This window comes from Amycolatopsis sp. NPDC045836 (genome assembly GCF_056431745.1).
The window spans coordinates 258,238-276,658 of record NZ_JBWKKF010000005.1 but is presented as its reverse complement, the minus strand read 5'-3'; the positions used below and the strand labels follow the sequence as shown (position 1 = coordinate 276,658).

General features: G+C 72.3%; 20 protein-coding genes. 10 read left to right on the top strand and 10 right to left on the bottom strand.

All coding sequences use genetic code 11. The features are described 5' to 3' along the window. Positions 1–68: 68 nt before the first annotated feature. Positions 69–1,082, top strand: a complete 1,014-nt coding sequence (locus tag AC07EG_RS11040) for an alpha/beta hydrolase (protein WP_478252877.1) — start codon at positions 69–71, stop codon at positions 1,080–1,082. On the opposite strand, the gene AC07EG_RS11035 is transcribed toward AC07EG_RS11040, so the two are convergent. Beyond that, positions 1,072–1,650, bottom strand: coding sequence for an HSP18 transcriptional regulator (locus AC07EG_RS11035; protein ID WP_478252876.1), 579 nt, complete (start codon positions 1,648–1,650; stop codon positions 1,072–1,074). The genes AC07EG_RS11040 and AC07EG_RS11035 overlap by 11 nt on opposite strands. Before the next feature lie 106 nt (positions 1,651–1,756). Here AC07EG_RS11035 and AC07EG_RS11030 point away from each other — a divergent pair, with 106 nt between their 5' ends. After that, a complete protein-coding gene (locus AC07EG_RS11030) occupies positions 1,757–2,194 on the top strand; it encodes an Hsp20/alpha crystallin family protein (RefSeq protein WP_478252875.1) in 438 nt (145 codons plus the stop codon). Positions 2,195–2,259: 65 nt separating this feature from the next. Next, the gene (locus tag AC07EG_RS11025; RefSeq protein ID WP_478252874.1) at positions 2,260–2,688 is read left to right on the top strand and encodes a DUF6292 family protein; all 429 of its coding nucleotides are present in this window, start codon (positions 2,260–2,262) and stop codon (positions 2,686–2,688) included. 31 nt (positions 2,689–2,719) lie between these two features. On the opposite strand, the gene AC07EG_RS11020 is transcribed toward AC07EG_RS11025, so the two are convergent. Both AC07EG_RS11020 and AC07EG_RS11015 read right to left on the bottom strand, forming a co-directional pair. After that, positions 2,720–3,343 carry a mycothiol-dependent nitroreductase Rv2466c family protein gene (locus tag AC07EG_RS11020; protein WP_478252873.1) on the bottom strand — a complete coding sequence of 208 codons (624 nt, stop codon included), beginning with the start codon at positions 3,341–3,343 and terminating at the stop codon, positions 2,720–2,722. After that, positions 3,340–4,155, bottom strand: a complete 816-nt coding sequence (locus AC07EG_RS11015) for an urea carboxylase-associated family protein (RefSeq protein ID WP_478252872.1) — start codon at positions 4,153–4,155, stop codon at positions 3,340–3,342. Before AC07EG_RS11015 ends, AC07EG_RS11020 begins: the two co-directional genes overlap by 4 nt. Positions 4,156–4,359: 204 nt before the next feature. On the opposite strand from AC07EG_RS11015, the gene AC07EG_RS11010 reads away from it, so the two are divergent. Genes AC07EG_RS11010 through AC07EG_RS11000 form a run of 3 tightly spaced genes read left to right on the top strand, consistent with a single transcriptional unit; the run spans position 4,360 to position 7,151 of the window. Next, entirely contained in the window at positions 4,360–6,387 is a 2,028-nt protein-coding gene (locus AC07EG_RS11010) for an NPCBM/NEW2 domain-containing protein (protein ID WP_478252871.1), read from the top strand. Positions 6,388–6,423: 36 nt separating this feature from the next. Further along, the gene (locus AC07EG_RS11005; RefSeq protein WP_478252870.1) at positions 6,424–6,549 is read left to right on the top strand and encodes a hypothetical protein; all 126 of its coding nucleotides are present in this window, start codon (positions 6,424–6,426) and stop codon (positions 6,547–6,549) included. 53 nt (positions 6,550–6,602) lie between these two features. Continuing rightward, complete coding sequence (locus tag AC07EG_RS11000; RefSeq protein ID WP_478252869.1) at positions 6,603–7,151, top strand: DUF305 domain-containing protein; 549 nt, start codon at positions 6,603–6,605, stop codon at positions 7,149–7,151. A gap of 12 nt (positions 7,152–7,163) precedes the next feature. Here the strand turns inward: AC07EG_RS11000 and AC07EG_RS10995 are convergent, their stop codons facing one another. Then, on the bottom strand, positions 7,164–8,096 hold the full coding sequence (locus AC07EG_RS10995) for a hypothetical protein (protein ID WP_478252868.1): 933 nt from the start codon (positions 8,094–8,096) through the stop codon (positions 7,164–7,166). An 86-nt stretch (positions 8,097–8,182) separates the two neighbouring features. Here AC07EG_RS10995 and AC07EG_RS10990 point away from each other — a divergent pair, with 86 nt between their 5' ends. After that, positions 8,183–9,025 carry an SDR family NAD(P)-dependent oxidoreductase gene (locus AC07EG_RS10990; protein WP_478252867.1) on the top strand — a complete coding sequence of 281 codons (843 nt, stop codon included), beginning with the start codon at positions 8,183–8,185 and terminating at the stop codon, positions 9,023–9,025. A 52-nt stretch (positions 9,026–9,077) separates the two neighbouring features. Further along, positions 9,078–9,857, top strand: a complete 780-nt coding sequence (locus AC07EG_RS10985; protein WP_478252866.1) for a class I SAM-dependent methyltransferase — start codon at positions 9,078–9,080, stop codon at positions 9,855–9,857. Here the strand turns inward: AC07EG_RS10985 and AC07EG_RS10980 are convergent. The 4 genes from AC07EG_RS10980 to AC07EG_RS10965 are packed head-to-tail and all read right to left on the bottom strand — an operon-like array spanning position 9,847 to position 15,755. Continuing rightward, entirely contained in the window at positions 9,847–12,180 is a 2,334-nt protein-coding gene (locus tag AC07EG_RS10980; RefSeq protein WP_478252865.1) for a polysaccharide lyase 8 family protein, read from the bottom strand. The genes AC07EG_RS10985 and AC07EG_RS10980 overlap by 11 nt on opposite strands. Before the next feature lie 13 nt (positions 12,181–12,193). Then, positions 12,194–13,669, bottom strand: a complete 1,476-nt coding sequence (locus tag AC07EG_RS10975) for an aldehyde dehydrogenase (NADP(+)) (RefSeq protein ID WP_478252864.1) — start codon at positions 13,667–13,669, stop codon at positions 12,194–12,196. 11 nt (positions 13,670–13,680) lie between these two features. Continuing rightward, complete coding sequence (locus AC07EG_RS10970; RefSeq protein ID WP_478252863.1) at positions 13,681–14,820, bottom strand: hypothetical protein; 1,140 nt, start codon at positions 14,818–14,820, stop codon at positions 13,681–13,683. After that, positions 14,817–15,755 carry a 5-dehydro-4-deoxyglucarate dehydratase gene (locus AC07EG_RS10965; RefSeq protein WP_478252862.1) on the bottom strand — a complete coding sequence of 313 codons (939 nt, stop codon included), beginning with the start codon at positions 15,753–15,755 and terminating at the stop codon, positions 14,817–14,819. Before AC07EG_RS10965 ends, AC07EG_RS10970 begins: the two co-directional genes overlap by 4 nt. Before the next feature lie 128 nt (positions 15,756–15,883). On the opposite strand from AC07EG_RS10965, the gene AC07EG_RS10960 reads away from it, so the two are divergent. Both AC07EG_RS10960 and AC07EG_RS10955 read left to right on the top strand, forming a co-directional pair. Further along, the gene (locus AC07EG_RS10960; RefSeq protein WP_478252861.1) at positions 15,884–16,687 is read left to right on the top strand and encodes an IclR family transcriptional regulator; all 804 of its coding nucleotides are present in this window, start codon (positions 15,884–15,886) and stop codon (positions 16,685–16,687) included. A 28-nt stretch (positions 16,688–16,715) separates the two neighbouring features. Beyond that, positions 16,716–17,540: an NAD-dependent epimerase/dehydratase family protein gene (locus tag AC07EG_RS10955; protein ID WP_478252860.1), complete on the top strand. Its 825-nt coding sequence runs from the start codon at positions 16,716–16,718 to the stop codon at positions 17,538–17,540. A gap of 86 nt (positions 17,541–17,626) precedes the next feature. Here the strand turns inward: AC07EG_RS10955 and AC07EG_RS10950 are convergent, their stop codons facing one another. Beyond that, positions 17,627–17,833, bottom strand: a complete 207-nt coding sequence (locus AC07EG_RS10950) for a hypothetical protein (protein WP_478252859.1) — start codon at positions 17,831–17,833, stop codon at positions 17,627–17,629. Further along, positions 17,830–18,417, bottom strand: coding sequence for a hypothetical protein (locus tag AC07EG_RS10945; RefSeq protein WP_478252858.1), 588 nt, complete (start codon positions 18,415–18,417; stop codon positions 17,830–17,832). The genes AC07EG_RS10950 and AC07EG_RS10945 overlap by 4 nt, the downstream gene beginning before the upstream one ends. Positions 18,418–18,421: the final 4 nt, after the last annotated feature.

Here is an 18,421-nt window from a genome sequence, read left to right as displayed (position 1 = left end):
CCGCGGGGGAAGCGCCCGCGCCCGTTCCTGTTCGACACTGCCTTCGGCGGGGTCGAGGAGGGGAACGCATGACGACGCTTCCACGCCCGGGGGGCAGGCACCTGCCCGGCCGGGTCACGCTCCGGCTGGTCGACTGGTCGCGGCCCGATCCGTGGCTGACGGCGCAGCCGTACCGCGAGCTGATGGTGAGCCTGTGGTACCCGTCGGCCGGTGGGGGCGGGCCCGCCGGATACCTGGGTCCCGCCGCGGCCGCGGCGGCGAGCACGGGCGGTGTCGACTTCTCGGCGGTCACCCCGCACAGCCACGAGGGGGCGGCGGTGCTCCGCGGTGAGCGGCGGCCGGTGCTGGTGTTCTCCCCGGACTTCGCCCGCCCGCGCGACCTCTGCACCAGTCTGGTGGAGGACCTCGCCAGCCACGGTTACGTCGTGGTGACCATCGACCACACCCACGAGACGGCGGTCGACTTCCCCGGCGGCCGGATCGTGACCCCGGTGACCCCGGTGGCCCCGCTGACGCCGGGGCCGGCCTGCATCGAGGCCAGGGTCGCGGACGTGGACACCGTGCTCGCCAAGCTGTGCTCCCTCGCCGACGGCCGGCTGCCCGGTGACGGGGTGCTGCCAGCCGGCCTCGGCTCGATCCTGGACCTGGACCGCCTGGCCGTGTTCGGCCACGGTGCGGGCGGGGCCACCGCGGCCGAGGCGCTGTACCGCGACAACCGGTTGCGGGCGGGTGCCCTGCTCGACGGTGAGCCGCTGCCGCCCGGCAGCCCGGCAGCCGCGCACGACCGCCCGGTGCTGCTGTTCGGCAGCGGGCAGGCACCCGGCACCGAGGCGTTCTCCGCGCGGCACCGGGGCTGGCGGCGTGAACTGCGCCTGGTCGGCACCACCCGCCTGTCGTTCACCGACTGCGAGCCGCTGCTGCCGCACGAACCGGCGCGGCTGGGGTCGACGGCACCGGGCCGGGTGGTCACCGCGGCCCGCACGCACCTGCGGGCCTTCTTCGACCTCCACCTGCGCGGGCGGCCGACCCGGCTGTTCGACGGCCCGCTCAGCCGGTGCCCGGAGGTGGCGTTCAGCCGCTGACCGGCCGCCGCGCGTCGATCACCGTCCGGCGCAGGCGGTCGGTGTGCTCGGTGACGGCGGCGACCTCGGCGGCGAGCTGCTGGTGTTCGGCGTCGAGCTGCTGGTTCGCCTGGGCCAGCGGGGAGAGCAGCGCCGCCGCGTCGTCGTCGCCGAGCGCCTCCCGGACGGCGCTCGCGGAGTCGAGCCCGTCGACGGCACTGACCTGGCCGGCCAGCCGCCGCAGCGAGCCGGAGTTCTCCCGCGCCCAGGTGGCCACCGCGCGATCGCCCGCCCGCCGGTCGCGTTGCGCCCGGACCCGGCCCTCCCCGGTGGCCTCACCGGAGGCCGACGGACTGAGCCGGAGGTACCGCCGCTCGGCGGCCTGGCGGCTGGCGACACCGAGCGCGGGGGCCAGGGCCGCCCAGCTCACGCCCTGCGCGCGGGCCGCCGAGATCAGCTCGGGCTCCCACTCGGCGATCTGTTCACGGAGGCCGCGCAACGCCGTCAGCGCCGCCAGCAACGCCTCACCGTCGGCGCCGGAGTCGGCGCGCACCGCGCTGACCTGCCGCAATAGGTCCACTGGGTCCATGTGTCATCCTTTCGACGACATTTCACTTGTCATCGTTGTGACGACATGGTAGAACATCCAGTGCGTATTGACACCCCTTGCACTCGACTCCAGGAGGTGGAACCCGATGTTGATGCGCACCGACCCGTTCCGCGACCTCGACCGGCTCACCCAGCAGATGCTCGGTACGGCGGCCGGGACCTGGTCGAAGCCGGCGGCGATGCCGATGGACGCCTACCGCGCCGGCGACGAGTTCGTGGTCGTGTTCGACCTGCCGGGGGTGGACCCGGACGGCATCGAACTCGGCATCGAGCGCAACGTGCTCACGGTGAAGGCGGAACGGCGGCCGAAGACCGGCGAAGCCGTCGAGATGCAGGTCTCGGAGCGACCCCTCGGCGTGTTCTCCCGCCAGCTGTTCCTCGGTGACTCGCTGGACACCGAGCACATCGGCGCCGACTACGAGGCCGGCGTGCTGACCCTGCGCATCCCGATCGCCGAACAGGCGAAGCCCCGCAAGATCGCCATCTCCAGCCGCGGTTCCGACCGCAAGGAGATCCAAGCCTGACCCCCGGCCGCGCCGCCGCCCCGGGCCGGGGCGGCGGCCGAAGACTGCGAAAGGCTCGCGAGACCGTGGTCCCCCTGCTGGAAACCGATTTCGAGTTCACCCGCGCCCTGCGCGCGTACACCGCCGCCGTCGGTTCGGCGTGCGGTGCCGGACCGGAGTCCTGCACCGTCGACACCGGCACCCCCGCCTCGGCCTACATCGCCCTGGACGGGCGGCTCCGCCACTACCCCGACCGCGACCTCGCGCTGATCTGGGACGAGCGCTACGGCTGGGCGGTGGCGGTGGAAACCCACTCCGCCGAAGACCTGCTGGTGGTCGGCTACCTCGGGCACGACCTGCTGGCCCGGCCGGCCAAGGTGGCCCGGTTCGTCGCGAACGTGCTCGCCGGGCGGCCGGGGCTGTCGCAGCCGCCCCAGCTGCGTGAAGCCGGTGCGCACCACTGGCTCACCGACCGGCTGCAGTCCTACGTGACCGGACTGCTCAAGGCGAGCTGAACCACCCGGCCGCAGCCCTGGCTCCCGCGGGTCAGGGCTGCGGTTGCTCGGGCGCGCGGCCCTTGAGCTCGTGGAACCCGGGCACGGCGGCGACCAGCAGCACGCCGTCCCACAGGCGACCGGCGTCCTCCCCCCGCGGCACCCGTGAGATCACCGGGCCGAAGAACGACACGCCGTCCGAGGAGATCACGGGGGTACCGACGTGGTCGCCCACCTTCGCCACGCCTTCCGCGTGCGACGCCCGGACCGCTTCGTCGTACTCCGTCGATTCGGCCGCCTGGGCCAGTTCCACCGGCAGGCCCGCTTCGGCGAGCGGTGCCTCGAAGCCCCACTGCCCGTTCTTGTGCACGTGGGTGCCGAACGCGGTGTAGAACCTGGCCAGCGCCTCCGGCCCGTGGCGCTGCTCCACCGCGGTGAACAACCGGACCGGTTTCCAGAGGTACCCCTCGGTGTCGCCTTCCGGGTCCTCTTCGGCGTGTTCGTTGAGCACGGCCAGGCTCATCACGTGCCACCGGACCCGCACCGGGCGCACCTGCTCCACCTCGGTCATCCAGCGCGAGGTGAGCCAGGTGTAGGGGCAGGACGGGTCGAACCAGAAGTCGGCGGTCTGGGTGGTCTCGGTGGTCTGGGTGGTCTGGGTGGTCTGGGTGGTCACAGCGGGTTCCCTTCGAAGTCGTGGCGGTAGGCGGCGCGGTCCGGCGGCCGCCAGCCGCCGAGCAGCCCGGCGTCCGGGCGGTGCACCTCGACGCCGATCGGGTGGCAGGTGTCGATCGGGTCGCGGGCGCCCGGCCCCCACAACGGTACGGACAGATCACCGCCGGGGCAGGTGGACAACGCGCAGAGCAGGTCGATTTCGGCGAAGAACTCGAAGTGGTCACCCGGCCGGGCCGGGCAGGACTTCATGAAATAGCGGTCTTCTTCGTTCAGCCCGGTGCACTGGAAAACGTTCAGCACGTCGTGCACGTCGAATTCGGTGAGCCCGTGCGGCAATACCGCGCGCACCAGGTTCGAATGGCAGTGCAAATCGAAGTCCTCGCCGGTGAGGAGCCGGTTCACGTACGGGTCGCAGCGGGTGCCGAGCAGGTCGTGCACCCGGCCGCCGTGCTCGTCCGGCCCGTACCCGGCCAGCGTGTCGGCGGTGATCGTGGCCAGCGGGCGCAGGAACGGCAGGTTCGACCACAGCCGGTCGAAGGTGCTCACGTGCGCGCGCTGCAGCTGCCGGGTGCGCGCGGCCCACAGCCGTTCCCGCGGATCCTTGGCGTGCCACAGGTTCAGGTCGCCGACCTGGGGCCCGTCGACGGTCACCAGCCGGCACAGGTGACCACGCGGCACCGTCCACGCGCGACCGGAGCGGATCGGCACCTCGAACCGCTCCACCAGCTCACGCGGGCCTTCGGCCAGTGCGGTGTAGAACGCCCGGTCCACGGCGAGCGCCCGGCCCTGGTAGGCCGCCGGGAAATCCGCCATCGCGACTCCTTCCGGTGGGGCGAATAGGGGGTGCGTGCGCGGGTGAGGGGTATTTTGCGGGCGGCTGAACAGGGGGTTGCCCGGCTTCGCGCCGGGTGTTCGGATTGGCGCGTTCGAACCGTCCGGCCGGATTCATGGTAAGCGATTTTCGCGCTCCCCGCCGAGTCCGGCCCGGTTTTTCCGCCGAACCGCCGAGGAGAACCCGTGTCAGGAGAACGAAGAAGACCGGCGGGCCGCTGGAGCCAGGCAGCGGCCGCGTCGTTCCTGCTGTGCACCACCCTGCTCGTGCCGCAACCCGCCACCGCCGAGCCCGCACCGCCGCCGGGCGACGGCCTGGCGCTCACCCCGCCGATGGGGTTCAACAACTGGAACACCACCCACTGCGAAGCCGACTTCAACGAGACGCTGATCCGCGACATCGCCGACATCTTCGTCTCGCACGGGCTGAAGGACGCCGGGTACACCTACGTCAACCTCGACGACTGCTGGGCGCTGCCGGACCGCGCGGCCAACGGTGACCTGGTGCCGGATCCGGTGCGCTTCCCCCACGGCATCAAGGCGCTCGCCGACCACGTGCACTCGAAGGGGCTCAAGTTCGGCATCTACTCCAGCGCGGGCACCAAAACCTGCAACGAGGCCGGTTTCCCCGGCGCGCTCGGCCACGAGCAGCAGGACGCGAACCTGTTCGCCTCGTGGGGGGTCGACTACCTCAAGTACGACAACTGCAACAACCAGGGCATCAACGCGGTCGAGCGGTACACGAAGATGCGGGACGCCTTGCGCGCCACCGGCCGTCCCATCGTGTTCTCGATCTGCGAATGGGGCATGAACAAGCCGTGGGAGTGGGGCAAGGGCGTCGGGCACCTGTGGCGCACCACCATCGACATCAACGACAGCTGGGCCAGCGTGCTCGGCATCCTCAAGCAGAACATGGTGCGCGCCGACCACGCCGGACCGGGGCACTGGAACGACCCCGACATGCTGGAGGTCGGCAACGGCGGCATGACCGGCACCGAGTACCGCACGCACTTCTCGCTGTGGTCGATGATGGCCGCGCCGCTGCTGATCGGCGCCGACCTGCGCGAGGTTTCCCCGGAGACCTTCGAAATCCTCGGCAACAAGGACGTCATCGCGGTGGACCAGGACCCGCTGGGGGTGCAGGGCAGGCCGATCCGGTCGGCGAACGGCACGCACGTGTTCGTCAAACCGCTGGCGAACGGGGACAAGGCGGTCGCGTTGTTCAACGAGAACGAGACCCCGGCCCGGATCGAGACCACCGCGGCCGAACTCGGCCTGCCGCCGGCCGGTGGGTACAGGGTGCGTGACCTCTGGGCGCACACGGACGCGCACACCGCGGGCGGGATCAGCGCGCTGGTGCCCGCGCACGGCACGGCGATGTACCGGATCGGCGCGGACCGGCACTGGTTCCAGCACCCGCCCGCGCTCGACGGGGCCGCGGAGGTCGAACTGTCCTACGCCGGCGCGCTGCCGGTGGTCGCGGCGGGCACCCCGGCCGGCTACACCACCACGCTCGGCAATTCCGGTGGGGCACCGGTCAGCGGGGTGCGGGCGGCGCTGCTCGCCCCGGCGGACTGGTCGGTCCGCGCCACCTCGGCCACGGAAACGCCGGTGCTGCGCGGGGCCGGGCAGTTCCGCACCACGTGGGAGGTTTCCGCGCCGCCGGGCACACCGCCGGGGCGTTATCCGGTGACCGCGGAGTTCAGCTACACCACCCCCCAGCACGGTGCCCCGGCGACGCTGCGGTACCAGGCCGAGGCCGTGGTGCCGGAACCACCGCCGATCGGCACGAAGCACCTCAGCGACCTGGCGTGGCTGCGCTCGTCGAACGGCTGGGGGCCGGTCGAGAAGGACAGCACCAACGGCGAGCGCGCCCCCGGTGACGGCGGGCCGATCACCCTGCGCGGGGTCGGCTACGCCAAGGGCCTCGGCACGCACGCGCCCTCGTCGGTGGAGTACTTCGCCGGTGGTTCCTGCACCGAGGTGCGGGCGCTGGTCGGTGTCGCCGACGGCAGCCACGGCTCGGTCACCTTCGAGGTGTGGGCCGACGGTGAACGGGTCCACGACAGCGGGGTGCTGACCCTCGCCGACCCGGCCGCACCGCTGGTCGCCGACGTCTCCGGGGCGAAGACCGTCCGGCTGGTGGTCACCGACGGCGGCGACGGCATCCACGACGACCACGCGGACTGGGCCGAGCTGGTCATCACCTGCTGAGCAGCGGATTGACGCGCGATCCGCGGCGGTGGGCGAATGCCGTCGCGGATCGCGTGCACGCGGCAGGAGGACGTCGCCGGCGTGGAGGCCCGCACCGCCGAGGAATTCCACCTCCGCGCTCAACTCACCGGGGCCGGTGCCGGGCAGCTACTGACCCGGTGAACCAACGCCGGGTGCGGACCGTATCCCCTGTCGCCCCCGCACCAGGAGGATCGATGCGCACCAAGCCGTTTGCCGTGATCGCCGGTCTGCTCGCCGCCGTGCTCTTCGCCGGATGCTCGGCGTCGGGCGAAGAGCCGGGCCCGGCCGCCAGCCCCGGGAACGAGTCGGACATCCGCTTCTCCCAGCAGATGATCCCGCACCACCAGCAGACCCTGGAAATAGCCGGACTGGCCCGGCAACGCGGCACGACGCCGCTGGTCAAGGAGACCGCCGACGAGGTCATGACCACCGAGAAGGCCGAGATCGAGCAGATGGCCGGGTGGCTGCGTGACTGGAACGCCGAGGTGCCGGCGGCGGACGCGCACGCCGGGCACGCCATGCCGGGCATGCTGACCCTGCAGGACATCGCCGCGCTGGAGAACGCGAGCGGCGCCGAGTTCGACCGGATGTGGCTGACCACGCTGGCCAAGCACCTGCGTGAAGGCGTGGCGATGGCGAAGAACGTCCAGCTCACCGGCGCCCACGAGGACACGAAGGCGCTGGCGAGGAAGATCGTCGAAGGCCAGGAGGCGAAGATCGCCGAGATCACCGCCGCCCAATAGGAGTTCAGCCGGTCACTGCGTCTTGAAGTCGAGCACCGCGCCTTCGGCGTTGAGGCCGGTCACGGTCATCTCGAGGCGCTTGTCGCTGCCCGTGGTGCCCCAGCTCGCCGATCCGCCCGGACCGGTGCTCATCACGCTCGACCCGCCCTTGGCGTGGTTTTCCTTGAGGGTCACCGAACGCTCGGTCAGCGAGATGGTGAACCTGTGCCCGCCGACCGTCACCTTCGCCTGCCCGGTGAGCAGGATCTGGCAGTTCCCGTCGGCGCAGGCGGCGGTGTCGGTGCCGTCGGCGGCGGGCGGCAGCGGCCCGGTGGGCGGCGCGGACGGCGGCTCGGTTGGTGGCTCGGTGGGTGGCGCGGTGGGTGGCACGGACGGCGGCGCGCTGGGTGCATCCGGACGGCAGCCCGGCGCCTGCTGGTGCGCGGCGGCCAGCTGCGGTTCGGCGGCCAGCAACGCCGGCAGGTCCGGTCCGGCCGGTTTCACCGAGTCGAGCAGCTCGTTGAGCTTCTTCGCCCGTTCGTACAGCACTCCGAAGTCTTCGCCGAAGGTGGCACCGAACGATCCGCCGAGGCTCTCCGCCTCCGGCAGGATGCGCTCCATTCCGGCGCCGAGGCTCCTGGCGAGTTCGTCGGCGGCGGGCACGCCCGACGGGGGCAGTCCGGTGAACTGCCCGGCCAGTTGGCGCAGGCTGTGGTCGGCCGAGCTGAGGTAGCGGGACACCGTCATCGCGGCGAAGGTGTCCGCTTCGGCGGCGTCCCCGGCGAACCCCTCGAACTCGGCCTGGCTGCGGGCCAAGGAGGAAGTGGCCTGGCACACGGCGTCCGCCCAGCTCACCAGCTCCTTGGCCGGCGGCGGCGGTGGCGCGGCGGCGGGCGGTGCTTCCGCCCCGGCGCAACCGCCCGCCACCAGCGCCAGTCCCAGTACCGCCCACACCCGCTCGCGCATCCGCCCGTCCCTTCCACTCCCCGAAAAACCTAGCCACGCCACCCGGGAGCGGTCCCCGGTTGGCACCTACCGGCCAGACTGGGCGCATGGGACTCCTCGACGGCAAGGCCGTGGTCATCACCGGTGCCGGACGCGGCCTCGGCCGGGCGTACGCGGTGCACGCCGCCGCGGCGGGCGCCGCCGTGCTCGTCAACGACATCGACCCCGCCCCCGCCGAGGAGGTGGCCGCGCTGATCACCGGCGAAGGCGGGCGGGCCGAGGTCAGCACGCATTCGGTGGCCGACGCCGACCAGGCCGCAGCGATGATCGACCGGTGCGTGCACGCCTTCGGCGCGGTCGACGGCCTGGTCAACAACGCCGGGCTCAACTACCGGGTGCCGCCGTGGGACGACGAGCCCGCACGCATCCGGGAACTGGTCGAGGTCAACGTGCTCGGCTCGATGTTCGCCGGCCTGGCCGCGATGCGGGTGCTGCGCGAGCGCGGTTCCGGCGTGATCGTCAACGTGGCCTCCGGCGCGCTGCTCGGCAAGCCGGGTGGTGCCGCGTACTCGGCGTCCAAGGGCGCCATCGCGTCGCTGACCTGCTCGTGGGCGGTGGACCTGGCCGCCGCGGGTGTCCGGGTGAACGCGATCAGCCCGCTGGCCTGGACCCGCATGGTGGAGGCCGACCCGGTCGAGCGGGCGCGGATGAGCCGCGAGCTCACCCCCGAGCTGGCGGCCCCGCTGGTCACCTACCTGCTCAGCGACCTGTCCGCGGGGATCACCGGCCAGCTCCTCCGCCTGCGCGGCAACCAGCTGCACGTCGTGCGGCAGCACGCGGTCAAGGAACCCGTGCTGACCAGGCCGCGGTGGACGGTGGAGGAGATCGCCGCCGCCTTCGCCACCGAACTGGTGCCGGAACCGCCCCCGGCCGAGCGCTGGAAGCTCTGACCGGGCTAATCCACTGGACGGTCACGACCGCGCTCACCTAGCGTCGGCAGGCGTGTCACCCGTGGATCTGGAGGAGTTCGAACGCCTGCTCGCCGAAGGGGAGGCCGAGCCCGTCGAGGGCTGGGACTTCTCGTGGTTCGACGGGCGGGCCACCGAGGAACGGCCGCCGTGGGGGTATTCGCGGTTGCTGGCCGATCGCCTCCGCGGTGCCGGACTCGCCCTGGACCTGCAGACCGGCGGGGGTGAGGTGCTCGCCGGCGCGGCCGGTGGCGGCACGCGGCTGGTCGCCACCGAGGGCTGGCCGCCCAACGCCGCGATCGCCGCGCAACGCCTGCGGCGGCTCGGCGGCTCGGTGGTGCTGACCGCCGAGAACGGGGCGCTCCCCTTCCGCGAGAACAGCTTCGACCTGGTCAGCGGCAGGCACCTGATCGAGGTGCCCTGGGCCGAGGTCAACCGGGTGCTCCGGCCCGGCGGCACCTTCCTCACCCAGGGCGTCGGCGCCGGGTCCAACCGCGAGCTGTACGAGTACTTCCTCGGCCCGCAACCCGGTGACGACGCCTCGGACGGCGGCGCCGCCGACCGGGCCGCCGGGAAGGCCCGTGCCGCCGGGCTCGAAGTGCTCGACGTGCGCCACGCGAAGCTGCGCGTGGTGTTCTACGACGTGGGCGCGGTCGTCTACTTCCTGCGCAAGGTGCTCTGGACGGTGCCGGACTTCACCGTGGCCAAGTACCGGCCGCGACTGGCCGAACTGCACCGGCGCATCCTGGTGGAGGGCTCGTTCGTCGCGCATTCACGGCGGTACCTGGTCGAAGCCCGCAAGGTCAGCGCCTGATTTCGACCGTTCTGGTCGCACCGAGCGCCCCGGCGACGTCGACCTCCACCGACTTGCGCAGGATCGTCACGCGGATCGACTGCTGCAGCTGCGTGGGATCGGCGACGGCGACCCGCCAGCCGTCGCGCACCCGCGCCACGGCGATCGACGCGGGTCCCGAGACGGTCAGGTCGTCGAGCGTGCCGCCGGTGAAGAAGTTCGCCACCAGGGTGCCTTCCCGCAACCGGATCGCCTGCACGCCGGCGGTGTTCGACCGCACCCGCCACGACCCGGCCGAAGTCGCCGTCGCCGCCGCGGACGCACCCGGCAGCACCACGTAACCGTAGCTCGCACCGGACGGCCGAGCGCCGTGCTCGACCACCACCTTCTGGTACCGCCGCGTGTACGGCGTGGTCGTGCCGCCGGTGTTGGCACCCTTGTCGACGTCGGCCCAGGCGCCGGTCCGGTCCTCGCGCACCACGGACACGTCCACATCGGACAGCAGTACGTAACCGCCGACGCCGTCGAGGTGCACCCAGCGCGGTTTGCGCAGCACCGTCGTCTTGCCGGGTTCGACCGGCAGCAGGCGCCCGTCGGCCCGCAGCGCGTTGCGTGGGTTGCTGCCCAGGCCGCGGTTTTCGATGGTGGTGCGGACGTTCGCCCCGGTGCCGTCGGTGATGCCCGCACCCAGGCACACCACTCCGTCCGGGGTGAAGAACCACGACTTCTTCGCGGTGAGCGTGCCGTCCTGCGAAATGAAGTCGAACCCGTAGGCGCCGTGCTGGGCGTCGAACCGCACGCCACCCGAGAACGGCTTGCCGGACATCGGAATCGGCTCCAGCTTCGGCGGCTCACCGTCCTTCGCCGTGGTGCCGGGCAGCAGTTTCGCGTCGACCGTGGGCCAGTACGCGTCGCTGTAGTGGCCTTCGGCGTCGGGCTGGAACACGTACAGCACCCCGTCGCCGGTGTACCAGCCACGCAGGTTCATCGAGTTGATCGCCTCGTAGCGGCAGATCCGCGTCGAGCTGACCCCGAGCGAAGCCGACCACGACGGGGTCACGTGCAGCATCCGGTCCTGCTGCCCGAAAACCCGGTGCTGCGGGACCACCGGCGCCGGTGCCGGGTTCGCGGCCAGCAGTTCCTGCGCGTACTCGATCTCCGGCACGCCGACCGGCTGCAGGCCACCCGAGAACCGCCCGACGTCGGTCACCTCCAGGTACGGCGCCCACCTGCCGCGCTGGATCCAGGAGGCGACCAGTCCGGTCAGCTGCGTGCGTTCCGGTTCGGGGGCGTTGCGGGCGAGCAACGCGGTGGCCGCGGTCAGCTGGTGCCCGGCGTCGTGCCCGGTTTCGCCCTGCCGCGACAGGAACCGGCCGCGCACCGGTTCCATCACGTAGCCGTGGAACACGAACGGCGCCAGCGAATCCGGCACGGTGGCGCAGATGGCCCGCCGCACCGGTTCCGGCAGTTCCCACGCCGTGCCCCGGGTGAGCTCCATCAGCCCGGCCACCGCCTGCACCAGCACCAGCGCGTAGTGCCCGGAGTACGGCACCACTTCGTGCTGGAGGAACGAGCCGTCGGTGTGGAAGCCGTCGCCCGCGGTCACCTTCGCGATCAGGCTGGCCGCGCCGCCACCGGCCACGTCGGTCACCGCGTCCACGCCCAGCCGGATGCGGTCGGCGTCTCCCGTCATGGCCCCGGACACCACGGTCAGCGTCGCCTTGTCGGCCCGGTTCGCGCCCGTCTCCACCACGCCGGGATTGTTGGTGCGGCGGTTGGGGTCGGCGATGAACCGCAGCACCGGCCGCAGGTACCGCTCGCGGTCGGCCGCCGGGATGAGGTCCGTGGTGCACGCCAGCGTTTGCAGCAACCACAACGGGGTGCCGATCTCGTAGCTGTACCAGTTCCCGATTTCCTCGGTGTGCTCGTTGTACTGCACCCGGTACAGCGTTTCCAGCGCGGTGTGGATGCGCTGCGGCACCGCCGGATCCGCCGACAACGCCGATCCGGGGGTCGCCCAGTTCACCGCGATGGTGCGCAGCCGGTAGTACATCTTCTGGAAGTAGGTGCTGCCGGGACCCACCGGCAGATCCGGCCACAGCTGGTCGATCGAGGTGTTCATCGCGGTGTTGCAGGCCACCGCGACCTCGTCGAGCGCCCGGACCGCCCGCGTCCGTTCGGGCGAAGTGCGCCCGGCGCCGACCTGCAGGTACCGGTAGGCGCCGATGATCTTCGCCGGGTCGTCCGCCGTCGCGGCGGTCCCGGCGGCCGCCGGGACCAGGGTGGTGGCCGCGGCGACCGCCGCCCCGCCGAGCAACGCTGATCTGCGGGTGAGTTCGGGCATGCGTTTCTCCCAGTCAGAGGATCTGCGGTGAACCGTCCGTCCGCCGCGGCAGCCGCCACGGGTTGTCCTCGCGCAGGGCGGGCGGCAGCAGCGCGTCCGGGAAGCCCTGCCAGGCGACCGGCCGCAGGAAGCGGTCGATCGCCGCGGTGCCGACCGAGGTGGTGGTCGGCGCGGTGGTGGCCGGGTACGGGCCGCCGTGCTGCTGCGCCCAGGTGACCGTGACCCCGGTGGGCCAGTCGTTGAACAGCACCCGGCCGGCGATGCGGGCGAGCGGGGCCAGCAGCGGCCGCACGTCGTCCACTTCGGACTCTTCGGCGTGCAGGGTGGCGGTCAGGCCCGGTTCGAGGCCGTTGAGCAGGCCGATCAGCTCCTCCCGGCTGGAATAGGTGATCACCAGCGAGGCCGGGCCGAAGCACTCGTGCCGCAGCACCTCCGCCCCCTTGGCGAAGTTCTCCGCGGTGGTGCTGAGCAGGGTCGGCACAAAACCGGTACCGGCGCCCTCCGGGGCGGCCACCACCTCGACCCCGTCGGCGGCCCGCAGCGCGGCCACGCCCTCGGCATACCCCGCCGAGATGCGGTCGTTGAGCATTTCCTGCGCGGCGACACCGTCCACAGCGGACTTGAGCGCGGTGTCCAGCCCGTGCTCGCCGGGCAGGAACACCAGGCCGGGCTTGGTGCAGAACTGCCCGGCGCCCAGGGTGAACGAGGCGGCGTAACCCTTCGCGATCTCCTCGCCGCGGGCCTTCACCGCTCCCGGCGTGACCACCACCGGGTTGACGCTGCCCAGTTCGCCGTAGAACGGGATGGGCACCGGCCGGGAGTTGGCGATGTCGAACAGCGCCCGCCCGCCGGGCACCGAACCGGTGAACGACGCCGCCGAGATCCGCGGGTCCGTCAACGCCTTCACCCCGGTCTCCCGGCCGTGGACCACGGCGAAAACGCCCTCCGGGGCACCGGCCGACCGCAGTGCGGCCCCCAGCACCGCACCGGTCCGGCCGGACAGGCGGTGGTGGCCGGGGTGCGCCTTGAGCACCACCGGGCAGCCCGCGGCCAGTGCCGAAGCGGTGTCCCCACCGGCCACGCTGAACGCGAACGGGAAGTTGCCGGCGGCGAACACCAGCACCGGGCCGATCGGGGTGAGCACCCGGCGGATGTCCGGGCGCGGGCCCATCGGCCAGTCCGGGTCGGCGTGGTCCACGGTGGCGCGCAGGAACGCGCCGTCGGTCAGCACCTGGCCGAACAACCGCAGCTGGAAGGTGGTGCGCTTGAGCTCGCCACGCAGGCGCGGCGACTCGGGCAGGTGGGTCTCCTCGGCGGCCAGCACGACCAGTTCGTCGGCTGCCGCGTCCAGCGCGTCGGCGGCGGCGCTCAGCCAGCCCGCCCGCTCCCCCGGTGTGCTCTCGGCGAGCGCGGGCGCGGCCAGCGCGGCGGCGGCCAGCACCCGCTCCAGCTCGGCTTCTTCGGTTTCTTCGATGAATTCGGCAGACAAAGCACAGACTCCTAGGAGACGGATCGGGCACCGCGCACGGCTGCCCGGAGGTCGGCCCAGCGACCGGCTCCGGCCAGGCCGAGGTGGTACAGGTGCAGTTCACCGGCGCCGGCCTCGGCCAGCCCGGCGGTGTAGCGATCGATCTCGGGCACCGGGTTCGCGGCCACCGCGGTGATGTACGCGCCGACGTCCACCGCGGGCGGCAACGCGGCACGGGCGGCGGCGACCGCGTCCACGCTGACCCGGCCCGGCGTCCAGCACTGGAGCACCACGGAGTGCACGTCCCCGGGCGCGCTCGGGGTCAGCCCCGGCAGCGCCCCGGTCACCCACGGGTCCAGCGCCCCGTGCAGCACCAGTCTAGGCCCGGAACCGATTGCGGCGAGCACACCGGCCCGCAGCGCGTCGGTGGCGCGCTGCCGTCCGGCGAGCACGGTGGCCTGGAAACCCGGGTCCAGTTCGTCCTCGATGGCTCCGAGGTCCCCGCTGGTGATCAGCCGGCGGGCCGCCGCGGCGAGCGCGGCCCGGACTTCGCCGGGTTCGGCTTCCCAGTTCGCCGCGCAGGCGTCGCAGCAGCAGATCGAGAGCACGCGGGCCGCGGCGGGCGACCACACGCCGTCGGTCTTCTCGTGCTGGTGCTGGTGCACCGCGCCGAGCGGGCCGCAGGCTTCCAGGACCACCGACCGGAAGTCCAGTCCCCGCAGGCTTTCCGCGGCGACACGGGCGGCGTACTCCCGGACCTGCTCGTTCGCCGGGCACAACGCCCACGGATACACCTCGCCGAAGCAGTTCCGCACCGCGACGTCCGGGTTTTCCGTGCCCAGCAGCGAATTGTGCGTGAACACCAGCCACGCGGCGGCGGGGATCCCGGCCTCGTCCAGCACCCGCACCGCGTCACCGGCGCTGTCCTCGGCAGCCACCCAGTCCGGCGTCGCCGGGCGCAACCGGCCCCACGCGCCCTCCCGGACCGGGCGGTAGAACGCGGCGTGCCGGGCGATGACCGACGAAGTCGTGGCCGACCAGGGCGTCGCCGCCCGCGCGCTGTGGTAGGAGACCGCCACCGCGACCTCGTCCACCGCCAGTTCGGCGGCGCGCTCGACAAAACCCGGGGCGTCCAGCACGTCCCATGGGTAGGCGTAACCCGTGACCCTCATCGGCGGCCGCCGATCCGGTCCAGCACCGCGAATCCCTCGGCGACGATGGCTTCCAGCCGGTCGAGCTGGTCCGGACCGGGTTCGCGCAACGGCGGGCGCACCGTGCCGACCTTCTCCCCGCGCAACCGGGCGGCGGCCTTGACCAGCGACACGGCGAAACCGGGCGTCTCGTCCCGCAGGGCCACCAGCGGCAGGTAGAACCCGGCCAGCAGCGCGTCCATCGTGGCACCGTCCCCGGTGGACAGTGCGCGGTGGAAGGCGTGCGCGATTTCCGGCGCGAAGCAGTGCACCGCCGACGAATAGCGCGCGACGCCGATGGCCGAGTAGGCCCGTGCCGAGACCTCGGCGGTCGGCAAGCCGTTGAAGAACAGGAACTCCTGGCCACGGGGGTCGTCCGCGCCGCGGATGCCGGTGACGATCCGGGTCATCAGGTCCACGTCGCCGTACCCGTCCTTCAACCCGGCCACCGACGGCAGTTCGAGCAGCCGCACGGCGGCGCCGGCGGTGAACACCCCCGGCGAGCGGTGGTAGACGATCACCGGCACCCCGCTGTCGCCGAGGCTGTGGCGAACGTGGTCGACGAGCCCTTCCGGCGGCCCGGTGACCAGGTACGGCGGCAACAGCAGCACCCCGTCCGCTCCCCCGGCTTCGGCCGCCGCCACCCCGGCGCGTGCGGTCGCGGCGCCGCCACCGGCGCCCACCCAGATCGGCACGCGGCCGCCGGCGACCTCCTTGGCCCGGCGCAGCAGCGCCTGCACCTCGTCGGGTCCCAGCGAACTGAACTCCCCCGTGCCGCACGCGACGAACAACGCCCCCGCCCCGGCTTCGAGGTGCCGTTCCACGTGATCCGCGAAGGCATCGAGGTCCACCTCGAGGTCGTCGGTGAACGGGGTGAGCGGGAACGCGAGCAGGCCGTCCAGTTCGGTGCTGGGCATCGGAATCCTTCTGTTCACATCTATGAATCAAGTCTGCTATTGTGACGCACGTTCACCTACAAGAACACTGTCGCAGGACGTTAATATGGGTGCGGACACAAGTCAACCTGCAGGTGGAGGAGGGGTCGATGGCTCAGCCGACGGCTGTTTCAGCCGGTGAGAGCAACACAGAGCCGGCAGGCGTCAAATCCGCGCGACGTGCCATCGATCTGCTGGAGACCTTCGCCGAGAACGACGTGTGGATGTCGCTTTCGGAGCTGCACACCCGCACCGGGTTCCCGCGGTCCAGCCTGCACGGGCTGCTGCGGACGCTGCACGAGGCGGGCTGGCTGGAGACCGACTCCAGCGGCACCCGCTACCGGCTGGGGGTGCGGGCGCTGATCTGCGGCACCGCCTACCTCGACCGGGACCCGGTGGTGCCGTTCGCCACCGAGGCGCTGGAGAAGGTGCGGGAGCGCACCGGGTTCACCGCGCACTACGCGCGGCGCAACGGCACCGAGGTGGTGTACCTGGAGACGCGGGAGTCCGCGAAGTCCATCCACCTGGTGTCGCGGGTCGGGCGCACGCTGCCCGCGCACGCGACCGCGCTGGGCAAGGTGCTGCTCGCCGAACTCACCCACGACGAGATCGACGCGCTGCTGCCGAACCCGCTGACCCCGCTCACGCCGAACACGGTGACCTCGCTCGACGAGCTGCACCGGCAGTTCGCCGAGACCCGCGAACGCGGTTACGCCTCGGAGGTCGAAGAAGGCACGCCGGGCATCCGGTGCGTGGCCGCGGTGGTGCCCTACCGCATCCCCGGCACCGACGCGCTCAGCTGCTCGATGCCGGTCGACCAGGTCACCGAGGCCGAGGCGCGGCGGGCGGGCGAGCTGATCGCCGAGATCACCAGCGAACTCGGGCAAACCCTGCGACGCGCCGGTATCCGCTGAAGTTCTCCTGGTTGAAGAAAGAGGCGTCATGGCAGACGAGCGCGTCCTGATCACGGGTGCGTCCGGGGTGGTCGGCACCCTGATGCGGCCCCGGCTGGCCAAACCGGGCCGGATCCTGCGGTTGCTCGACGTGCGCGAGCCCGCTCCGGCGGAGCCGGGTGAAGCGGTCGAGGTGCTGACCGGATCGGTGACCGACCCCGAGGTGATGGCCCGGGCCTGCGAAGGTGCCGACGCGCTGATCCACCTCGGCGGGCACAGCCGCGAGAACACCTGGGAAGAGATCCTCGAGGTCAACATCAACGGCACGCAGATCGCCCTGGCCGCGGCGCAGGCGGCGGGCGTCAAGCGGGTCATCCTGGCGTCGAGCAACCACTCGGTCGGCTTCCGCCGCAACGACGAAGCCGGCCCCGACGGCCTGCCCGCCGATTCCAGCCCGCGCCCGGACACCTACTACGGCGTCGGCAAGGCGGCGATGGAGGCGCTGGGCAGCCTGTACGCGTCGCGGTTCGGCATGGACGTGCTGTGCGTCCGGATCGGCTCGTGCTTCGAAACCCCGGTCGTGCTGGGCCCGCGGGGCCTGACCACCTGGCTCTCCCCCGACGACGGTGCCCGGTTGTTCGAAGCCTGCCTGACCACCCCGTCGCCCGGCTACCGGCTCGTCTGGGGCGTCTCGGACAACAAGCGCCGGCTGTTCTCCCTGGCCGAAGCCGCCGCCCTCGGCTACCACCCCCTCGACGACGCCGAGTCCTACGCCGGGGAACTGGCGGACGCCCCCGGCCCCACCGGCATCGCCGCCGACCACATCGGCGGTCCCTTCTGCACCGCTCCGCTGGGGGAACCCAACCCCCTCTAGTCCCGCACACCACTGCGAAGTAGCTGTGCGCGACAGCTGCTTCGCAGTGGCGCGGTGAGCTGCGCCAGCCCGGTACCGCCGGTCCCTCAGCCCGAGCGCTTCCGCCGCCGCGCCGTCTCGGCGAGCACCAGCACCGCGCCGAGCAGGGCCATGCCCGCGCTCACCGGCAGGTGCGCCCAGTCCGGCAGCAGGTGCAGTTGCACGAACCAGCTCTTCGACGAGCTCTCCGCCACCCGGTTGATGAATCCCCCGACCCCCTGCACCACCAGGATGATGCCCAGCACCTCGATCACCGTCGTACCCCTTCCCTGGTTCCCGTGGAGAACAGCTGCCACACCGGACCGGTGACCAGCCAGATCCCGGCGATCCACCCCAGCCGCGGCAGCCAGGCGCCGCCGCCGGACCACAGCGCGGTCGTCTGCTCCGGCGTGCCGACCACGAAGACCAGCACCAGCAGCACCACCGCGGCGATGGCGCAGGCGAGCAGGCACTTGCCCCACTCACGCCACTCGTGCCGCAGCCGGTCGGCGCCCCCGCGCTCGACCGGCGGCGGGCCACCGGCGAACCGGTGTGCGAACCGCACGTCGGCCCAGCGGATCAGGCTGGGCCCGAACACCACGCTGAAGCCGAGGTAGAGCGCGGCCAGCCCGTGCGTCCACGACGCCCGGCCGCCGCCCGCCAGGTCGACCGTGGTGGCGATCAGCACCACCACGTCGATCACCGGCGTCATCGCCAGCAGCACCAGGCTGGTCCGCCGCAGCTTGAGCAGGTAGCGCGCGGCCAGCCCGGCCCCGATGCACACCCAGAACCCGATCTCCCCCGCCGCGACCACCGCCGCCATCGGGTTGTCCCGGAGGAAGCCGATCACCTCGTCCATGGCA

Bases quoted from the DNA above. Each gene is read 5' to 3' on its own strand.
- AC07EG_RS10990 (WP_478252867.1), top strand. From the start codon at position 8,183: ATGGGACTCCTCGACGGCAAGGCCGTGGTCATCACCGGTGCCGGACGC.
- AC07EG_RS11000 (WP_478252869.1), top strand. From the start codon at position 6,603: ATGCGCACCAAGCCGTTTGCCGTGATCGCCGGTCTGCTCGCCGCCGTG.
- AC07EG_RS10980 (WP_478252865.1), bottom strand. From the start codon at position 12,180: ATGCCCGAACTCACCCGCAGATCAGCGTTGCTCGGCGGGGCGGCGGTC.
- AC07EG_RS10960 (WP_478252861.1), top strand. From the start codon at position 15,884: ATGGCTCAGCCGACGGCTGTTTCAGCCGGTGAGAGCAACACAGAGCCG.
- AC07EG_RS11035 (WP_478252876.1), bottom strand. From the start codon at position 1,650: ATGGACCCAGTGGACCTATTGCGGCAGGTCAGCGCGGTGCGCGCCGAC.
- AC07EG_RS10955 (WP_478252860.1), top strand. From the start codon at position 16,716: ATGGCAGACGAGCGCGTCCTGATCACGGGTGCGTCCGGGGTGGTCGGC.
- AC07EG_RS11040 (WP_478252877.1), top strand. From the start codon at position 69: ATGACGACGCTTCCACGCCCGGGGGGCAGGCACCTGCCCGGCCGGGTC.
- AC07EG_RS11030 (WP_478252875.1), top strand. From the start codon at position 1,757: ATGTTGATGCGCACCGACCCGTTCCGCGACCTCGACCGGCTCACCCAG.
- AC07EG_RS10965 (WP_478252862.1), bottom strand. From the start codon at position 15,755: ATGCCCAGCACCGAACTGGACGGCCTGCTCGCGTTCCCGCTCACCCCG.
- AC07EG_RS10970 (WP_478252863.1), bottom strand. From the start codon at position 14,820: ATGAGGGTCACGGGTTACGCCTACCCATGGGACGTGCTGGACGCCCCG.
- AC07EG_RS10995 (WP_478252868.1), bottom strand. From the start codon at position 8,096: ATGCGCGAGCGGGTGTGGGCGGTACTGGGACTGGCGCTGGTGGCGGGC.
- AC07EG_RS10945 (WP_478252858.1), bottom strand. From the start codon at position 18,417: ATGGACGAGGTGATCGGCTTCCTCCGGGACAACCCGATGGCGGCGGTG.
- AC07EG_RS11015 (WP_478252872.1), bottom strand. From the start codon at position 4,155: ATGGCGGATTTCCCGGCGGCCTACCAGGGCCGGGCGCTCGCCGTGGAC.
- AC07EG_RS11005 (WP_478252870.1), top strand. From the start codon at position 6,424: ATGCCGTCGCGGATCGCGTGCACGCGGCAGGAGGACGTCGCCGGCGTG.